The sequence below is a fragment of the Pseudomonas sp. NUPR-002 genome (assembly GCF_056322725.1).
Genome location: NZ_CM150476.1, coordinates 4,268,855 through 4,287,290, shown reverse-complemented (window position 1 = coordinate 4,287,290; position 18,436 = coordinate 4,268,855). Strand labels below are relative to the sequence as shown.

Annotated in this window: 11 protein-coding genes; 9 read left to right on the top strand and 2 right to left on the bottom strand. The window is 60.5% G+C overall.

Going from position 1 to position 18,436, the window contains the following annotated elements; genetic code table 11:
• Positions 1-8: 8 nt before the first annotated feature.
• The gene (locus tag ACVWSC_RS19625; protein WP_442108778.1) at positions 9-1,115 is read right to left on the bottom strand and encodes a 2-aminoethylphosphonate--pyruvate transaminase; all 1,107 of its coding nucleotides are present in this window, start codon (positions 1,113-1,115) and stop codon (positions 9-11) included.
• Positions 1,116-1,227: 112 nt separating this feature from the next.
• Here ACVWSC_RS19625 and ACVWSC_RS19620 point away from each other — a divergent pair, with 112 nt between their 5' ends.
• From ACVWSC_RS19620 to ACVWSC_RS19585, 8 genes are all read left to right on the top strand, one after another.
• On the top strand, positions 1,228-2,091 hold the full coding sequence (locus ACVWSC_RS19620) for a LysR substrate-binding domain-containing protein (RefSeq protein ID WP_442108777.1): 864 nt from the start codon (positions 1,228-1,230) through the stop codon (positions 2,089-2,091).
• Between the two features lie 73 nt (positions 2,092-2,164).
• A complete protein-coding gene (locus ACVWSC_RS19615; RefSeq protein ID WP_442108776.1) occupies positions 2,165-3,187 on the top strand; it encodes an AraC family transcriptional regulator in 1,023 nt (340 codons plus the stop codon).
• Positions 3,188-3,264: 77 nt separating this feature from the next.
• Positions 3,265-7,767, top strand: coding sequence for an NEL-type E3 ubiquitin ligase domain-containing protein (locus ACVWSC_RS19610; RefSeq protein WP_442108775.1), 4,503 nt, complete (start codon positions 3,265-3,267; stop codon positions 7,765-7,767).
• A gap of 129 nt (positions 7,768-7,896) precedes the next feature.
• Complete coding sequence (locus ACVWSC_RS19605; RefSeq protein WP_442108774.1) at positions 7,897-9,549, top strand: AMP-binding protein; 1,653 nt, start codon at positions 7,897-7,899, stop codon at positions 9,547-9,549.
• A gap of 12 nt (positions 9,550-9,561) precedes the next feature.
• Complete coding sequence (locus ACVWSC_RS19600) at positions 9,562-10,329, top strand: SDR family NAD(P)-dependent oxidoreductase (RefSeq protein WP_442108773.1); 768 nt, start codon at positions 9,562-9,564, stop codon at positions 10,327-10,329.
• Positions 10,330-10,346: 17 nt separating this feature from the next.
• Positions 10,347-11,540: an acetyl-CoA C-acyltransferase gene (locus ACVWSC_RS19595; protein WP_442108772.1), complete on the top strand. Its 1,194-nt coding sequence runs from the start codon at positions 10,347-10,349 to the stop codon at positions 11,538-11,540.
• A gap of 8 nt (positions 11,541-11,548) precedes the next feature.
• Positions 11,549-12,676 carry an acyl-CoA dehydrogenase gene (locus ACVWSC_RS19590; protein ID WP_442108771.1) on the top strand — a complete coding sequence of 376 codons (1,128 nt, stop codon included), beginning with the start codon at positions 11,549-11,551 and terminating at the stop codon, positions 12,674-12,676.
• 14 nt (positions 12,677-12,690) lie between these two features.
• Positions 12,691-13,464 (top strand): enoyl-CoA hydratase, encoded by a 774-nt coding sequence (locus ACVWSC_RS19585; RefSeq protein ID WP_442108770.1) that lies wholly within the window; start codon positions 12,691-12,693, stop codon positions 13,462-13,464.
• Between the two features lie 56 nt (positions 13,465-13,520).
• Here ACVWSC_RS19585 and ACVWSC_RS19580 read toward each other — a convergent pair whose 3' ends face one another.
• Entirely contained in the window at positions 13,521-18,062 is a 4,542-nt protein-coding gene (locus tag ACVWSC_RS19580; RefSeq protein ID WP_442108769.1) for a hypothetical protein, read from the bottom strand.
• Positions 18,063-18,258: 196 nt separating this feature from the next.
• Here ACVWSC_RS19580 and pqqA point away from each other — a divergent pair, with 196 nt between their 5' ends.
• The gene (pqqA, locus tag ACVWSC_RS19575; RefSeq protein ID WP_009394664.1) at positions 18,259-18,330 is read left to right on the top strand and encodes a pyrroloquinoline quinone precursor peptide PqqA; all 72 of its coding nucleotides are present in this window, start codon (positions 18,259-18,261) and stop codon (positions 18,328-18,330) included.
• The last annotated feature ends 106 nt before the right edge of the window (positions 18,331-18,436 follow it).

Here is an 18,436-nt window from a genome sequence, read left to right as displayed (position 1 = left end):
TCGGCGGTTCAGATGTCCAGTACTTCCATTTCCCGCAGCACGTCGGCCACGGCGTTCACGGCGGCTTGCATGCCGTCCGGGCCAACGACGCCGATGCAACCGACGCGGAAGGTTTCCACCTGGGTCAGCTTGCCCGGGTAGAGGATGAAGCCTTTGGCCTTGACCCGCTCGTAGAAGTCTTTGAACTGATAGCGCGGGTCATTCGGCGCGTGGAAGGTGACGATGATCGGCGCCTGGATCTCGGCCGGCAGAAAGCTGTGCAGGCCGATGGCCGCCATGCCGTCGAGCAGCACTTTGCAGTTGCTGGCATAGCGCTGGTGGCGGGCGGGCAAACCACCTTCTTCGTTGTACTGCAACAGTGCTTCATGCAGCGCGGCAACCACATGGGTTGGCGGGGTGAAGCGCCATTGGCCGGTTTTGGCCATATAAGCGTGTTGGTCTTGCAGGTCCATGGCCAGGGACGGTGAGTTCCCTTCAGCCGCAGCCAGCGAAGTTTTGTTGGCGAAGACAAAGCCCATGCCCGGTACACCTTCCAGGCATTTGCCGGAGGCGGCGATCAGGGCGTCGAACGGTACTTCGCGGGCATCGATCGGCAGCGCGCCGAAGGAGCTCATGGCATCAATGATCAGGCGCTTGCCGTGGCGGGCCACGACCTGGGCGATCTCGGGCAACGGGTTGAGGATGCCGGTACTGGTTTCACAGTGGATCAGTGCCACATGGGTGATGCTGGCATCAGCGCCCAGCAGGCGGTCGACGTCGGCAGCGGTGGTCGGTTCGTCTTCAGCGGTTTCAAAGGTGCTGTAGGCACGGCCCAGCACTTTGCAGATCTTCGCCAGACGCTGGCCATAGGCACCGTTGATCAGCACCAGAACCTTGCCATCACGTGGTACCAGGGTGCCGATCGCCGCTTCCACGGCGAAGGTGCCGCTGCCTTGCAGGGGCACGCAGTGGTGGCTGTCGGCGCCGTTGACGATGGCCAGCAGTTGCTCGCACAGGCTGGCGGTCAGCTGGTTGAAATCACGGTCCCAGGAGCCCCAGTCCACCATCATCGCTTGGCGGGTGCGGGACGAGGTGGTCAATGGACCAGGGGTCAGCAGGATAGGGGCGTTGCTCATTCCGAAGTTCCTCACAAGCGGTGGGCTGAAACTACGGGGCCTAAGTTGCAATTCTGCGCGTCATCAATCAAATTGTTTGTTGTTATGCCAGCCATAAGTCAGGCCGATAGATATGAACCTGTTTCAGCTCCGTGCGTTCGATGCGGTGGCCCGCGAGGGCAGTTTTACCCGTGCTGCGGCGCGGTTGTTCATCAGCCAGCCGGCGGTCACCGGGCATATCAAGGCCCTGGAAGAGCACTACCAGATCACCTTGTTGCGGCGCACCGCCCGGCGCGTCGAGCTGACTGAGGAGGGCACACGCCTGGCGGCGATCACGCGGGCCATGTTTGGTCTGGCCGAGGAAGCCCAGGCCATGCTTGAGGCCAATCGCCAGTTGCTCACCGGGCGCCTGGAAGTCGCGGCCGACGGGCCACACCGGGTCATGCCGATGCTCGCGCAATTGCGTGCGCGCTATCCCGGCATTACCGTTAATTTGCGCTTGGGCAATGCCCAGGAGACCTTGGCGGCGCTGCTCAGTGAACATGCGGACGTGGCGGTGCTGACCGAGGTCGAGCCGCGCAAGGGGCTGTACCTGCAACATCTGGGCGCATCGCAGATCTGTGCCTTGCTGCCGGCCGGCCATCCGTTGGCTGCAGACCGCCAGGCACTGGCGCTCAGTGCCCTGGACCGGCAGATCATGGTACTGCGCGAGCCCAGTTCGATCACCCGACGCACCTTTGACCAGGCCTGTGTGCAGGCCAAGGTGCAGCCGCGGGTGCTGCTTGAGCTGGACAGCCGTGAGGCGGTAACCGAAGCGGTCGCCGCCGAGCTGGGTATCGGAATCGTCTCGTCGGTAGAGATGAGCCATGACCCGCGCGTGGTGGCGCGCGAGATCATCGGGGCAGGCCTGGTCAACCAGCACATGATCGGCTGTCTGGAGCGTCGCCGTGAACTGCGCTTGATCCAGGCATTCCTGAGCCTGGCACCCAGCCCGTGAAGCGGTGCTGGCATTTTTTCTTGCGGCCCCTAAGATGGCGGTCAAACCAGTCGGGTAAGGCGAAAAACTGTTGATGGCGGGCAAAGACACCATCTCCATGCAATTGGTGCGCGAGGCATTGCTGCAGAGCTGTGCGCCGGGCGCGCCGACGCAGGCGCTGCTCAACCGCATCGGCATCGATCCGGCGCTGCTTGAACAGGCCGATGCGCGGGTGCCGGCCAGTGCCTACGCACAGCTCTGGCGATTGCTGGCGCGGCGTGGCCATGATGAATTCTTCGGCATGGACCCGCGTGGCCTGCGCAGTGGCAGCCTGGCGTTTCTCTGTCGTGCAGCGATGGCGCAGCCAACGCTCGGCGCCGGGTTGGAAACGGCGTTGGCCTTTCTGTCATTGATGCTCGAAGATGTGCAACCCAGCCTGGTCCGTCAGCAAAGCCTGGCCGAGATTGTCATTGGCGAGCCGCGTGAGCAGCCGCGCCGCGCCTTTACCTATTTCACCTTCTGGATGATTGTCCACGGCGTGGCCTGCTGGCTGGCCGGGCGGCGCATTCCGATCCTGGCCATCGAGCTGCGCTGTGTCGAGCCGCCGTTTTGCGATGATTACCGGGTGATGTTCTCGGAGAATCTGCAATTCGATCGCCCGCGTACACGGATGATCATCGCTGCCGATTGCCTTGACCTGCCGCTCAAACGCAGCGAGGAAGAACTGCAGCGTTTTTTGTGCGAATTGCCGGGCAACATTCTGGTCAAGTACCGCGACCCCGCCAGCCTGGCGCGGCGCATCCGTCAGGATCTGTTGCAGATGACCCCCGGCCACTGGCCCGATGCCGATAGCCTGGCGCGTCAACTGTGTCTGTCGGCATCGACCCTGCGTCGCCGCCTGGCCGAAGAAGGCCAGACCTATCAAGGCCTCAAAGACAGCGTGCGGCGGGAGCTGGCGATCATCTGGCTGGCGGAAGTCGAGCTGAGCTTTGCGGAAATTGCCGAGCGTTTGGGCTTTGCTGACAGCAGCTCGTTCTACAAGGCGTTTCGCAAGTGGTTCGGGTGTAACCCGGGGCATTATCGAACGGTGATTTTGCAGGGCCAGGCACAGGCTTGAAGGCGAGGGCTTTCCTGCTGCATTGATCGGCCTGAACGGCGGAGGCTGACGGTTCATTCCTCTGATGGACGACCGTCATGCCCCCCAAGCAATCCAGCGCTGCCGTGGAAGCAAAGATCACCGATGCAACCGATGACTTTATCAAGGCGCGTCTGCCCGCCTGGTTGAAGCAGGCTTCACCCGAGCAGATCAACGCATTACGCGCGCGCATTGGCGCACATAAGCACACGCAAGAGCAGTTACATACGCTGGTGGCTGCAATCACCTCGCCGGATGCTTATGCCGTTAACCAGCTTGAGCCTTTTTTGCAGGGGCCTTTGGCACTCATTGACGATATTCGTGCGCTTTACTGGCGTGAGGTAAGGCGTTCATTCCGTGTCCCTGTGGGCGGGCTGCTGCCTGAGGACTCGATCCGCTTTATTCATCAACCGGCGTTGCAGCGACTGATGCAGAACTTCGAGTCAGATGCGAGCTTCTACCTCGGCTCAGGCCTGGCCACGTCTGATATAGATCCCGACCCGGTTACCAGTCAGGCTGATCTGGTCAGTGCAGAAACCGACGCTATCAGCCTGTTCTGTCGTGAGGAAGACATAGGGCAGAGTTATCAGTCGCACCTTGATCAGGCCTTTGATGCCAAGGCACTGACCACCTTGACGCTGGACAAGCGCAGCGGGCTGGCACTGGCGGCAGAAATTGCTTCGATGAAGGGTGAGATTACCGCGGCCGAACTGGAGATGTTACGCCGCTTGGTGGCTGACACCGCGCAACTTCACACGCCGGGCTCCGGCTGGCAGGTGTTGCAGTTCCGGCTGCTCGACTGCGCCATTGATGGCGCATTGGCAGTTGAGCAGCAAGATGCCGATGGCCAGGTGCTTCGCGTGGTGCTGTACCTGCCCGCAGCGCCCGAGCGGGAGCTCTACGGGTTCGAGTCCTGGCAGTCGTTGAACGATACCCTGGCTACGCAGTTGCGCTGCGCACAGGATGAGCAGTACCTGCGGCGCCGGGTCAACCTTGGGCAGTTACCGGCAATGCTCAATACCTTGCGTAAGCGTCTCGCAGATCCCGTACCAGACCTGCAAGTGGCTGGGCAGGCCCCTGTTGGTGATATCTTCGCAAGCCTGGCAACTCAGCAGGTTCAGCGCATCAAGGACGATGCCCGCAAACTGCTGGTGCCGACTGATGATGCCGATCACGCAGCCTCGGAAAAGCGCCTGGAAGCGATGCAGAACGCGGGGCTGGTGATGCTCAATGTGGCCGGTTTTTTCGTCCCGGTGCTGGGCACGCTGTTACTGGCTCAGACGGTCGTGCAATTGACCTCGGAAACCTACGAAGGGGTGCGCGACTGGTCACGTGGCCGTCAGCATGAGGCGCTGGAACATTTACTAGGTGTGGCTGAAACCCTGGCAGTTGGGGCTGCGGTCGCTGGCGGTGCCCATGTCATTGCCAAAGGTTTTGCGCGCAGCGCTTTTGTTGAGGGGCTGGTACCGGTCAGCAACGCTGCCGATGCGCCACGGTTGTGGTCTGAAGACCTGCAACCCTACATCGCAAGCGGCGTACCCGAGTTGGCCCAGGTGCAGAGCAATGGTTTGCACAGTGATGGTCAACGCTACTGGTGGCGGCACGAAAGCAATTATTACCAGGTTCGCCAGCGTCAGGGTCGTTGGCAGTTGCAGCATCCTCAGCGGGAGGACGCCTACGGCCCTTGGTTGCAGTCCAATGGCGAGCGTAGTTGGCGCCTGGATTTTGAACGACCACTGGAGTGGCAAGGCAGTGCACGGCTGTTGCGTCGGCTGTGGCCTGACGCGGCGAGTCTCGATGCGCAGCGTATTGAGCAGGTTCTGCAGGTTGCAGGTGTCGATGAAGATGAACTGCGCGGTCTGTTGGTCGAGAATCGAGCGCTGCCGGTGAGCCTGCGTGACACCTTGGAGCGCTTCAGTGTCGATGCTCGGGTCGATGCTTTTTTCGCCGATCTTGAAAAGCAACCGACACAGCAAGCCGAGAAGGCGTTCTACAACTGGTGCCTGGCGCAGATTGATCCCGCAGGGCTGAGCGATGCCGAGCAGCGCGCTGAAGTTGTGGCAAAGGCCGGACAGTTGCGCTCGGGGCTGTTTGAGCATTTCGCCCGGCAATATGTGCCCGCAGAGGATGGCCTGGCGGTGATTCAGCGGGATTTTCCCGGGTTGCCCGATGCTTACGCGTCGTACTTGCTCAGGCAAGCGGGTGATGCGCAGCGGCTGCGCATCACCGAAAGCCGGAAAATTCCCCTGGCACTGGCGGAGCAGGCGCGTTCGCTGCTGCGCCATGCCCGGCTGACCCGGATGCGTGAAGGGTTGTTTCTAGGTCAAAGCTATCAGCCCGACACGGTGGATCTGGTGTTCAACCTGCTTCGTAAACACGCCAGTTGGCCGAGCACTGTCAACCTTGAGCTGCGCGAAGGCTCTAAATATGGCCGCCGCCTTGCGGTGCTTGATCCGCAGAACCGCAACCCTTGGGTGATGGTGTGGCGCGATGGGCGTTTTGAGCTGAGCGACGAACAGGGGGGCGCTTTGGATGTTGAGGTCGATGATCCGGCCGGTCTGCCTGAGGTGCTGCTTGCGGTCTTGCCGCAAGCCGATCGGACGCGTCTGGGCTGGGATACCAACAGTGCCGCCAACCAGGTACGGCAAGATCTGCAGCGCTGGATGCCTACGCAACCTAAAGCGTTGGAGCGTATGCTGGGATGGCCGCAGATCAAGCCTTGGTTCAACCCTGGACAACGCCTGGCAGATGGCCGGGTGGGGTATTTGCTCAGTGGTCGCGGGGAGGGGCGCAGTCAAGCAGAAGCCACACTGCGTGCGCGTATTCGGGCCCTGTATCTCGGCTTCACTGATCAACAGGTGGAAGATTTTCTGAACCTGTTGCTGCAAGCGCCAGGCTCAGCCTTTGACAATTTGCTGGACCAGGAGCAGGAGTTCCAGTTACTGGATGCGGCCCTGGTGACCTGGGAAGCTGAGGTTGGGCAAGCTTCCGGGCCTGCTACGCGTCGCTCGGTTGCCGACGAACTGCGTCGTTGCTGGCGCTTGCAGGGTGATCGGTCCATCGACCGCCATGGCAATCCGCATGGTATGCGCCTGTCCCTGATCGGTAGCGCGATTCAGACGTTACCGGAGATTCCTGCACGGGTCGAATTTGCTCATGTCACGGAATTGACGCTGGTGAACCTGCAGTTGCGCCTGTTGCCTGCTGGATTTCTGCGCTGTTTTAGGGGGGTTAACCGGCTGAATTTGAGTGGCAACCGCCTCACCACTGTACCGGCAAGCCTTGTCCGGCTTACAGAGCTGAGGGTGCTGCAGTTGAACAACAATATGATCCAGATGACCCAGCTTGGCGCAGGCATATTGGGTAGCCTGCAGCAGTTGCAGAGTTTGATGTTATGCCATAACCCGCTTGGGGCAGTCAGTTTGGAGCTGCGCAATCTGTCGCACCTAAGCGAGTTGTACCTGCGTAACTGTGCGTTGCAGACAGTCCCGTCGGGGTTGATCCGATGCTCGTTTCTTGAGTATGCCGACCTGCGTAACAACCGCATCAGCACTATTCCGGAAATGATCCTGCAGGCGCCTCGCTCGTTCCGACGAACGCTTGCGATGCAGGGCAATGCCCTGAGCCCTGCGGTTCAACAACGCCTGGCTGCGCCCGACTCTGTTCCTGCACAGGCCGAAGAGGAGGGTGAACAGGCTTCTCGGCAGCTGTGGACGCAGCTCGCAGATGCAGAGGTACAACAACAGCACCTCACGCTATGGGACAGTCTGCGGGCCGAACCGGGCAGTGATGACTTCTTTCAACTGATCAGTGAACTCTCCGGGACCAGTGACTTTCGCCGGGCCCGGGAAGATCTTGAACGCCGGGTCTGGGAAATGTTCGAAGCGGCGCAGCGCAGCACTGAACTACGTCAGGAACTGTTCAGCCTGGCCGGCAATCCGCGTACCTGTGTCGACAGTGTTGCGTCGTGTTTCAGTGCCCTGGAGGTTCGGGTGTTTGTTGCACGTGCCTTGCAAAACACTACGCTCGGCAGCGCTCAGGCTGCTCGGCTTGACCTGGCAAGGCGCTTGTTCCGCCTGGATCAGGTCGAGCGGATTGCCCGTGCAGATATCGCCGCGCGAATTGCAGCAGGGCGCGGTGTCGATGAAATCGAAGTGAGCCTGGCCTATCGCAGCGGCCTTGCGCGTCAGCTTGGTTTGCCGGGCCAGCCCAGCACCATGCAGTTTGAGGAGATTGCCAGAGTCAGCGAAACGCAGCTTGCCGACGCCGCTGCGGCTGTCCGTGAAGCTGAAGGCAGCGCTGCGCTGGCGCAATTTATCAGTGAGCGGGATTTTTGGCTGGAACACTTGCGTCGTGAGTATGCCGAGCGATTCACTACGGTCGAGCAACCGTTCTGGACGCGGCTCGATGCGTTGAGCGATCAGGAAGACCTGAGCGAAGGTGCCTACCTGCAGCAGGCCAATCAACTGGCCAGCGAGCGCGAGCAGGCAATCAAGGCCTTGGCCCTGAAGCTCACCCAGGAAGCACTGGCTGCTGACCTGGCGGGTGAAGGAGGTCGTTGAAGCCCACCCAGGGCCAGGCCAAACCAGTCATCCAGTTTGACAGCTTTGGCCATTGTCCCGGGGGCCATCCAGCGCGACTATCGTCAGATTCATGGTGCTACTCCAACAATAACAACCAGGAGTCTGACGATGCGTGATTACGCTGTAGCCGCGAGCGGCTTTGACTATCTTCAGGTGGCTGAGGCAGCCCTGCACGGCAGCCTCGATGGGCTCAATGCCTGTGTCGAATGCTGTGATCGCCATGTTGGCAGCGGCAAGATTGCGCTGAACTGGGAAGGCCGCGACGGTCAGAGTGCCCAGTACAGCTTCGAGCAGTTGCAACAGCAGGCTGCACGTTTCGCCAATGTCCTGCGCGCTCAGGGAGTAGGGCCAGGCGATCGGGTTGCCGGTTTGCTGCCACGCATTCCTGAACTGCTGGTTACCGTATTGGCCACCTGGCGCCTGGGCGCTGTCTATCAGCCACTGTTCACTGCGTTCGGGCCTAAAGCGGTCGAACATCGCGTGCATCAGTCCGGTGCGCGCGTGGTCATCACTGATCGCGGCAATCGCGGCAAGCTCGATGATGTGGAGGGGTGCCCGTCGATCATTTGTATCGACGCTGCAAGCGGCTCCAGCGACCTGGACTTCCATCAAGCCGTGGCGGCTGCCAGCGACCTGTGCGAGCCGGTGCTGCTCAACGGCGATGCGCCGTTTCTGATGATGTTCACCTCCGGCACCACCGGGCCGGCCAAGCCGTTGCTGGTGCCGCTGCGCGCCATCGTCGCCTTTCAGGGCTACATGCGCGACGCCATCGACCTGCGTGATGAAGACAATTTCTGGAACCTGGCCGATCCGGGCTGGGCCTATGGTTTGTATTACGCCGTGACCGGCCCGTTGGCGCTCGGCCATTCCACCACCTTCTTCGATGGTCCGTTCAGCGTCGAGAGCACCTGCCGGGTGATCGACAAGTACGCCATCAGCAACCTGGCAGGCTCACCGACGGCTTATCGGCTGTTGATTGCCGCCGGTGATGCATTCTCAGCCCCGATCAAGGGCCGTTTGCGGGTGGTCAGCAGCGCCGGTGAGCCGCTCAACCCGGAAGTGATCCGCTGGTTCGGCCAGGAACTGGGCGTGACCATCCATGACCATTACGGCCAGACCGAACTGGGCATGGTGTTGTGCAACCACCACGGTTTACAGCACCCGGTGCACCTGGGGGCGGCTGGTTATGCCATCCCCGGCCACCGCATTGTCGTACTCGATGACCAGCACCAGGAGTTGCCTGCCGGCCAGCCGGGCATTCTCGCTGTTGACCGCGAGCAGTCACCGCTGTGCTGGTTCGGTGGTTATCACGGTGTGCCTACCAAATCGATCGTCGGCAAGTACTACCTCAGTGGTGACACCGTTGAGCTCAACGCCGATGGCAGCATCAGCTTCGTTGGCCGCAGCGATGATGTGATCACCACCTCCGGTTACCGGGTCGGGCCGTTTGATGTCGAGAGTGCACTGATTGAGCACCCTGCAGTGATCGAGGCGGCGGTGGTGGGCAAACCAGATCCGGAGCGCACCGAACTGATCAAGGCGTTCGTGGTGCTGGCCAGCGGTCAACAACCCGGCGAGGAACTGGCTGAAGCCCTGAAACAGCACGTGCGCCAGCGCCTGTATGCCCACGCTTATCCACGGGAAATCGAATTCGTCAGCGAGCTGCCCAAGACCCCGAGCGGCAAGCTGCAGCGCTTCATCCTGCGTAACCAGGAAATTGCCAAACAACACGCTGCGCTGGCCCAGACCGCCAGCGCTTGAGGACACAGCATCATGCAGATCGCCAATAAAAACTTCATTGTCAGCGGTGCGGCCTCGGGCCTTGGCGCCGCTACCGCCGAAATGCTCATCGCCGCCGGTGCACAGGTCATGCTGGTCGACCTCAACGCCGAAGCGGTGCAGGCCAAAGCCCAGGCACTGGGCAGCAAGGCGCACTTTGCCGTGGCCGACATCAGCCAGGAAGCCGCTGCCAAGGCCGCGGTTGATGCGGCTGTCGCGGCGTTCGGCAGCCTGCACGGGCTGATCAACTGCGCCGGTGTGGTGGGCGCGGAAAAGGTGCTGGGCAAGAACGGCCCGCACGGCCTGGACAGCTTCAGCCGGGTGATCAATATCAACCTGGTCGGCAGTTTCAACCTGCTACGCCTGGCCGCTGCGGTGATGGCCGAAGGTCAAGCCAGTGAGGATGGTGAGCGTGGGGTGATCATCAACACCGCGTCGATTGCTGCCTATGACGGCCAGATTGGCCAGGCGGCGTATGCCGCTTCCAAGGGCGCCATCGCCAGCCTGACCTTGCCGGCAGCACGTGAACTGGCGCGTTTCGGCATCCGCGTGATGACCATCGCCCCAGGCATTTTCGAAACACCGATGATGGCCGGCATGACCCAGGAAGTACGTGACTCGCTGGCCGCCGGGGTGCCGTTCCCGCCACGCCTGGGGCGCCCGCAAGAGTACGCGGCGCTGGCCCGGCACATCATCGAAAACAGCATGCTCAATGGCGAGGTGATCCGTCTCGACGGTGCCTTGCGCATGGCCGCCAAGTAATTGCAGGAGTAGTAGACATGACCCTCGCCAATGACCCGATTGTAATCGTCAGCGCTGTGCGCACCCCCATGGGTGGCCTGCAAGGTGACCTGAAAAGCCTCACCGCACCGCAGCTGGGCGCCGTTGCTATTCGCGCTGCTGTAGAGCGTGCCGGCGTTGCTGCCGACAGCGTCGAGCAAGTGCTGTTTGGTTGCGTGTTGCCTGCCGGCCTTGGCCAGGCGCCCGCGCGTCAGGCTGCCCTGGGCGCCGGGCTGAATAAATCCACCACCTGCACCACCCTGAACAAAATGTGTGGTTCGGGCATGCAGGCCGCGATCATGGCCCATGACCTGCTGCTGGCCGGTACCGCCGATGTGGTCGTGGCCGGTGGTATGGAAAGCATGTCCAACGCGCCGTACCTGCTGGACAAGGCGCGCAGCGGTTATCGCATGGGGCATGGCAAAATTATTGACCACATGTTCTTCGATGGCCTTGAAGACGCCTACGACAAAGGGCGCCTGATGGGCACCTTCGCCGAGGACTGCGCAGCGGCCAACGCCTTTACCCGCCAGCAACAAGACGACTTTGCCATCGCCTCGCTGACCCGCGCACAACAGGCCATCAAAGACGGCAGCTTTGCCAGTGAAATCGTTCCGGTAGAAGTGACCGAAGGCAAGACTCAACGCCTGATCAGCGACGATGAGCAGCCACCGAAAGCCCGCCTGGACAAGATCCCGCAACTCAAGCCAGCATTTCGTGACGGCGGTACGGTGACTGCAGCGAACTCCAGTTCGATTTCCGATGGTGCGGCGGCGCTGGTGTTGATGCGCCGTTCACAGGCAGAAAAACAGGGACTCAAGCCGCTGGCGGTGATTCATGGCCATGCCGCCTTTGCCGATACGCCAGCGTTGTTCCCAACCGCACCGATTGGCGCGATCGACAAGCTGATCAAGCGCACCGGCTGGAACCTGGCCGACGTCGATCTGTTCGAAATCAACGAAGCCTTTGCCGTGGTGACCCTGGCGGCCATGAAGCACCTGGACCTGCCCCACGACAAGGTCAACATCCACGGTGGCGCCTGCGCCCTGGGGCATCCGATCGGCGCATCGGGCGCGCGTATTCTGGTGACCCTGCTGGCGGCCTTGCGCCAGAAAGGCCTGCGTCGCGGTGTGGCGGCCATCTGCATTGGTGGCGGTGAAGCGACCGCGATGGCCGTCGAGTGTCTGTACTGAGGTGCACCATGCTAGTCAATGAAGAACAACAGCAGATCAGCGACGCGGTCCGTCAATTCGCTCAAGAGCGTCTGCGCCCGTTTGCCGAGCAATGGGACCGAGAGCATCGCTTTCCCAAAGAAGCGATTGAAGAAATGGCTGAACTGGGCCTGTTCGGCATGCTGGTGCCAGAGCAGTGGGGCGGCAGCGATACCGGCTATGTAGCCTATGCCATGGCCCTGGAAGAAATCGCTGCGGGCGATGGCGCCTGCTCAACCATCATGAGCGTGCACAACTCGGTAGGCTGTGTACCGATCCTCAAGTTCGGTAACGAGCAGCAGAAGCAACAGTTCCTCACGCCATTGGCCAGCGGTGCGATGCTGGGCGCGTTCGCCCTGACCGAGCCGCAAGCGGGCTCTGATGCCAGCAGCCTGAAAACCCGGGCGCGCCGCGACGGTGATCATTACGTTCTTAACGGCTGCAAGCAGTTCATTACCTCCGGGCAGAATGCCGGGGTGGTGATTGTGTTCGCGGTAACCGACCCTGACGCCGGCAAGCGCGGTATCAGCGCCTTTATCGTGCCCACCGATTCACCGGGTTACCAGGTTGCCAGGGTTGAAGACAAGCTCGGTCAGCATGCTTCCGATACCTGTCAGATCGTTTTCGACAACGTGCGTGTGCCGGTGGCCAACCGTCTGGGTGAGGAGGGTGAAGGCTATAAAATTGCCCTGGCTAACCTCGAGGGCGGGCGTATCGGCATTGCCTCGCAATCGGTAGGTATGGCTCGTGCCGCCTTTGAAGTGGCGCGCGATTATGCCCGCGAGCGTGAAAGTTTCGGCAAAGCGCTGATCGAGCACCAGGCCGTGGCCTTTCGCCTGGCCGATATGGCCACCCGCATTGCCGTGGCCCGGCAGATGGTGCTGCATGCCGCAGCGCTGCGTGATGCCGGGCGTCCGGCCTTGGTCGAAGCGTCGATGGCCAAGCTGTTTGCCTCGGAAATGGCCGAAAAGGTCTGCTCGGATGCCTTGCAGACCTTGGGCGGTTATGGCTATCTGAGTGACTTTCCGCTGGAGCGGATTTACCGCGATGTGCGGGTCTGCCAGATTTACGAAGGTACCAGCGATATTCAGCGCATGGTTATTGCGCGCAATCTTTGACGGGAGCAGCTTGCATGTCATTTGAAACCATTTTGTTGGAGATCCACGGCAAGGTCGGTCTGATCACCCTTAACCGACCGCAAGCGCTGAACGCGCTGAATGCGCAGATCGTCGGTGAGATCAATCAGGCGCTGGATCAGCTTGAGGCCAACCCGGCGATCGGTTGCGTGGTGCTCACCGGCTCTGCCAAAGCCTTCGCTGCCGGTGCCGACATCAAGGAAATGGCCGACCTGCGTTACCCGCAGATCTACGTTGATGACCTGTTCAGCGATGCTGACCGTATCGCCAACCGGCGTAAGCCAATCATTGCTGCGGTCTCGGGCTTTGCCCTGGGCGGTGGCTGTGAGCTGGCGATGATGTGCGACTTCATTCTGGCCGCCGACAATGCCAAGTTCGGCCAGCCGGAAATCAACCTCGGCGTGCTGCCGGGCATGGGCGGAACTCAGCGTCTGACCCGCGCCGTCGGCAAGGCCAAGGCCATGGAGCTGTGCTTGAGCGGTCGCCTGATGGGCGCCGAAGAAGCCGAGCGTGCAGGCCTGGTGGCCCGCGTGGTGCCTCAGGAGCAATTGCTTGAAGAGGCCCTGAAGGTGGCGGCAAGCATCGCCAGCAAGTCGATTCCGGTGAGCATGATGGTCAAGGAAAGCGTCAATCGCGCTTTCGAAGTCACCCTCAGCGAGGGTGTGCGTTTCGAGCGTCGGGTCTTCCACGCTGCCTTCGCCACCGAAGATCAGAAGGAAGGTATGGCGGCGTTTGTCGCCAAGCGCGAAGCGCAGTTCAAGGATCGCTGATCCTCGGACTATCTTGCGCTTGAACGACGGGCCGCATAGCGGCCCGTTTGCTTGTGCTACAGGTTGAAAAAGTACTGCTTCGCCGCGCCCGTACTGATGGGGCTGCGATGCACTTCAACGGTTTTTCCGGTGGCGGCGTCAACCTGCACCTGACCACGCAGGTAACGCTGACTGGCGCTCTTCAGGTGTCCGGCAACGAAAGCGGTTTTGGCGGCGTCACGGGTTCGGTAATGAAAGTGGGCATACCACAGCGGCTGGCCGTTGTGGCGGATCTCGTACTCGTCAAAGTAGTCGTCCTGCCGCCCCTTCACTTTGGGCAGCAGCTTACGTGCACCACTGGCCTGAATGCTGACCTGGTTGTGTTGCAACAAGTACTCCAGTTCTCCCATCCTCGGTGCTTGCCTCAGGGCCGCGTTGATCCGCAATGTACGGGCCTGTTCGGTCAGTACGTGAGTCTGTGTGTCCAGCCTGTCGATCGTCTGCTGCGCCGAATCATCCACGGGCTTGCCGATAGCGGTGTCTTCGCTCAGGCGCTGGCGCAGGGCGTCGCGTTGGGCGGCAATGCGCTGCTGCTGATGCTCGAGCATGTCTTCGATATCGGCAGGTATGTAGTCCCACGCAGCGCGTGATTCCAGAAACCTCAGGTCGCGGTTGGCATTGTGGATGAGTTCTTCACTTGTTCTCAGCAGTCGCGCCCAGCTTTGCTGGCTGGCAGCGGGCGCGGCGGGGGAAGGGGCATCAGAGACCTTCTCCCATCCGCTTTGCCCCTGGCGGTAGGTGGCGAGGCGGTTTGTATCGTTGGCGTCGTAAATGTCGACAAGGCTGTCGTCGCCCTCGCGCGGTGTGCCAAGCAGCAGCCCTTGATCGCGTGTTTCGATCAAGCCTGGGGTTTTCTGTTGCAGCTGTTCGACGGTGGCGGTGGGGAGGTAGTCAGTCACCGCCGCTTCCACGTTTTGAGTGGCGAAGGCCAGGTCTTTGCGCAGCGCCAGAATGATTTTCTGTTGTTTGTTTTCCGTCAGCTCATACGCCAGGTTATCCAGGCGGCGGATGGCACCTTTAAGGATCGCGGCCATGTCACGGAGCAGTTGAGCCTTCAGCTCTTCACCGACGTCTTCCAGCGCGTACAGGCGCAGACGTTGGGATTTGAACAGATTCAAGTTGTTCCAGAAACGATCGAGCAGCACGGCAATGCGTGGCTCGTGCTCGGGGTTGAGGAGCAACTTCTGGTAGTTAACCTCAAGGCGCAGGGTATGGGCGTAGAAGATGCTCCTGTCCGGGTTTTCCATGAGCAGCTGTTCCGCGCTCAGGTTCATCTCGCGAATCTCAGGCTTGTAGTTGCTGTCCAGTTGACGCAATTGCTCACGGGTCGGCGGAAGCTGTTCACTGCTGAGCACAATGTCATCCAGTTGCGGCGTCATGTCATCGAGAATCTGCAACGCTGCACGCCAATTGACCTCAAGACCAGCGCCTTCCCCAACAGCCGGTGCTTCTGATGCTGCCTCAGCCTTGATCTGACTCATGTACACATCGAATTTTTGCTTGTGCAAATTCAATATGCTGACGAGCGCTTTTTGCTTGGTCCATTGGATAGCAAACCTCTGAAAGAGGCCAAGCGACAAAGCGGATTTGTAATTCACCAACGGTGCAACAGCATTTTTTGCCTTGAGCGTGCTCAGGTATTCAGTCCAGTAGGTATCCAGTGTGCGTAACTTGTCGGCAGTACTGTTGAGGATGGTAAGTTCCTGGAACTTATCGACCACCTGAGCAAGCTTGTTGAGCTCCTTCTGACGCTGCGACACGTGGGCGGTGATCGCCTCGAATGCCGAGCGCAATTCTTCTACCTGTCTTTCGTTTTCGGCTTTGCGCTGCGCGATTCGACTGTTGCGCGGCATGCCGCCACGCAGGCGCAAGCCAAGGTCGAGTTGCCAGCGTCCTTGCTGATCTCTACGCAACCATGGACCCGTTGTTTGTACAGTGGCAGGGCTGACAATACGCGGCTGATCGCTGTGCGGGTCGAGCTCAACCCGATAGATCGTACCCTGCAGATTCACCCACAACTGGTCGTTGTACGGGTACAGACCACGCTTGGCGCCGCTGATGATCGGCATGCCCAGTTCGCTGATCGAGTGTGTGGCCTGTAGCGGCTCAAGTGCCTGGCGTTGTACTGCGCTCAACTGCTGGGCGGGTTGTGACCAGCTGTAGTCCAGGGCAGCGGTTTGTGCTGGGTTTATCTCAAGTGCTTCGGCGCTGGCCGGATTGGTTGGCTCAAGGGGCTGAGCCCCCAATTTGAGCGGTCGTTGCGTGTGACTGAGCACCAGCAGGGCGACGCTCGATAGCAGATTGGCTAGAGTGACACGCCGATGCGCTGGGTCGCGCTTGTTGGCGGCGTCGACGTACTGGATCAAGGCCATTTCCATCTGTACCAACCAGGTTGCACGCGCCAGCGTGGCGCCAGCCAGCGGTAGCAGCGTGTTGAACAACAGCCAGCCCAATTGCTCCCAACGCGCCCAGCGGGTCTCGCGAGTACTGTGGGCGTTTTCCTCAAAGCGCGTGATGGCTTCTTCGACGCAAGCTGGATAGATCGCAGCAGCCAGGTCGGTGAGCGGTGCTTGTCTCGACAGTTGAGGCGGGGCAGGCGTGTGGGTCGGTACGGTGAAGTCGTCTTCGACCGAAAACGGTAAGTGCGGCTCGTGGAAGCCGCCGTGGGCATAGATGCGTCGGGCGGTCGCTGGCAAGCGCTGCAGCAGGTCGTCCTGCAACTGACCGGCAGTGCTGATAGCAGTGAACAGTGCCCGGCGATCGGCGAATTCAAGCAGTGGTTCTACAGCCATCGGACGGTACAGGACACAGGTGCCTTCGCTGGCCTCGATCAGCCAGGTGTTTTGAGCCTGGTCGGGGGTGGCGCCAGGCTCACTGATGAACCCGAGAGAGCGCATTACCCAAGTGCTCTGCGCGTTGCTGGAAACGTGCTGGAACACCTGGCAGATACCGTCAACCGCAGTGATGCTCAGATGCCCGCCATTGAGGTGGCGTTCCATGGCCAGGGCGGGTAGCTGTGTGGCGAGCTGGTCGGCAAGCAGGCGCTGGCGCCGCTGACGTTGCGGTTCGTCTGCCAGCAGTGTGCTGCGCAGCATCTGTGGGTAGCGGGTAGCGATATCCAGTTCGCTGATCAGCGTACGCAGATAATCTTCGGTAAACCAGCTGGGTAAGGGGCTGCCAGAGTGTGTCTTGAGTTCGACTTGCCCGGGTTTGAGCAGCCCCAGGTTGGCAATCGCCAATTGCGCCAGAGAGAAGTGCACCGTTTTGATGAGCCCATCAGTGATCAGGCTGTCCTGGCCGGGGATTGCCGCCGCCTCGACCTGATGATTGATCACGTCGACGTCCCAAGGCTCGAGTTCGTTGTCGGGGTGGTCGGCGCTCAGCTGTTGCGTCAGTTTCTTGTAGGCAAAGTGTTCGGCATCATCAACATCATCGAGCCAGAACGTGCCGTTGGCATGCGCGTAACCCTTGGCCACGGCGCTTAGCATCGAACTGAAACGGATCAGTGTCGGGTTGTCGGCATTGCGCAGCCAGTCAGGTAGCTTGCCCATCAGTTGTTGACGGTAGGCCGGTTCGCTGCCATTGCAAATGTCGAGCATTGAAGTCAGGCGATCGATATCAATGCTCAGTTGCGCGGCATCGTACTGCGAGCGACAGTTGCCAGCCAGCGTATTGATGACGCGCAATTGTTGGTCGATCAGGGCGCGGGCCTGTTGTTCAAACATATGCACGGGCGCAGGTTCCAGGTAAACCTGCGGGGTATGCTCAGGTTGCTGTGGCCAACGCTGGGCAAGATTTTCCAACACCGCTTGGCGTGAGGCAAAGGCAACCAACTGGCCGGTCAGGGTGTAGAGCAACACTGAGGCGTGTTGGTTGGCAGGGTGCTTAGGCTCGATCAACAAGGCGCCAGCCAGGTCGGCGTCAAGCTGCCCGCGCGTACTCAGGTCAAGCGTTAGCAACGAGACGTTCGGGTGCTCACTGTCTGCGTGGCGATCGTGGGCATCGCTGGCACTGTGCAGTTTGACCAGACCTGCCATGTGCGTGGTGTCCGGCGTTAGTGCCCGCGTCTTCACGCTCGCCTCGACGATAGCGTGGTATTGATCGGCCAGGTACTGGGTGTACCACTGCCAGGGTGTCTGCTCTGAGTCGTCGGCAGTGTTCCAGTAATCGATCAGTGCCTGTTGAAAGATATCCAGTATCAGCGGGCCGCAGTCGTTGATCAGCAGTTCGACACTGTGCAAGTCAATTTCAAGCCCCCATTGGCTATCAGGATCGCTAGTAATGATGTCCTGGTAGGCATCGAGGTTGAGTGTCTGGCGGCGGCAGTAGCGCTCCAGCAGTACGTGCTGCAACGGGCGAATGAAACGCTGTTGCGGCGTTGTGGTTTTACTGGAGAGGAACAACGTCAGGGGGGCATGGGCGCTTATGTTGCGAGACTGCCACTGCTCGCTCAGGACTTGGCCCGCGACGGTAAAAAGCGTTGGGCGCTCACTGAAGGTGCGCGTCAATCGGCAGTCAAAGAGGCCGACTTGCAGCGAATTTGCTTCAAGATTTTTCATGGTTGCTACCGTGCTCAATGCAAAGAGAACGGCTATCAAGCCGCCCGGGCACAGCCTGCGTGCGGTAGTTATTTAGCACCCGGCCAATTGTCCGGTAGCGGGTCGAAATCGGTTCGAAAGTAGCATTTGAGCCTGCCCGGCATCGGTGTATTACTGAATACGCCGCAATTGAGTGGTGCCAGAGGAGGCTGTATCTATGTGGAAGAAACCTGCGTTCACCGATCTGCGTATTGGTTTTGAAGTCACGATGTACTTCGCCAATCGCTGATTGATCTGCGTGTCGATACTGTCACCGGCACCCGCCATTGCCTGCCACGGCGGGTGCCGGTGCTGGGCGCCTGGAGCGGCACATTGCAATGCCGGCTGGATGCTTT

Coding starts and splice junctions, on each gene's coding strand:
- ACVWSC_RS19625 (WP_442108778.1), bottom strand. CDS start 1,115: ATGAGCAACGCCCCTATCCTGCTGACCCCTGGTCCATTGACCACCTCG.
- ACVWSC_RS19620 (WP_442108777.1), top strand. CDS start 1,228: ATGAACCTGTTTCAGCTCCGTGCGTTCGATGCGGTGGCCCGCGAGGGC.
- ACVWSC_RS19615 (WP_442108776.1), top strand. CDS start 2,165: ATGGCGGGCAAAGACACCATCTCCATGCAATTGGTGCGCGAGGCATTG.
- ACVWSC_RS19610 (WP_442108775.1), top strand. CDS start 3,265: ATGCCCCCCAAGCAATCCAGCGCTGCCGTGGAAGCAAAGATCACCGAT.
- ACVWSC_RS19605 (WP_442108774.1), top strand. CDS start 7,897: ATGCGTGATTACGCTGTAGCCGCGAGCGGCTTTGACTATCTTCAGGTG.
- ACVWSC_RS19600 (WP_442108773.1), top strand. CDS start 9,562: ATGCAGATCGCCAATAAAAACTTCATTGTCAGCGGTGCGGCCTCGGGC.
- ACVWSC_RS19595 (WP_442108772.1), top strand. CDS start 10,347: ATGACCCTCGCCAATGACCCGATTGTAATCGTCAGCGCTGTGCGCACC.
- ACVWSC_RS19590 (WP_442108771.1), top strand. CDS start 11,549: ATGCTAGTCAATGAAGAACAACAGCAGATCAGCGACGCGGTCCGTCAA.
- ACVWSC_RS19585 (WP_442108770.1), top strand. CDS start 12,691: ATGTCATTTGAAACCATTTTGTTGGAGATCCACGGCAAGGTCGGTCTG.
- ACVWSC_RS19580 (WP_442108769.1), bottom strand. CDS start 18,062: ATGAAAAATCTTGAAGCAAATTCGCTGCAAGTCGGCCTCTTTGACTGC.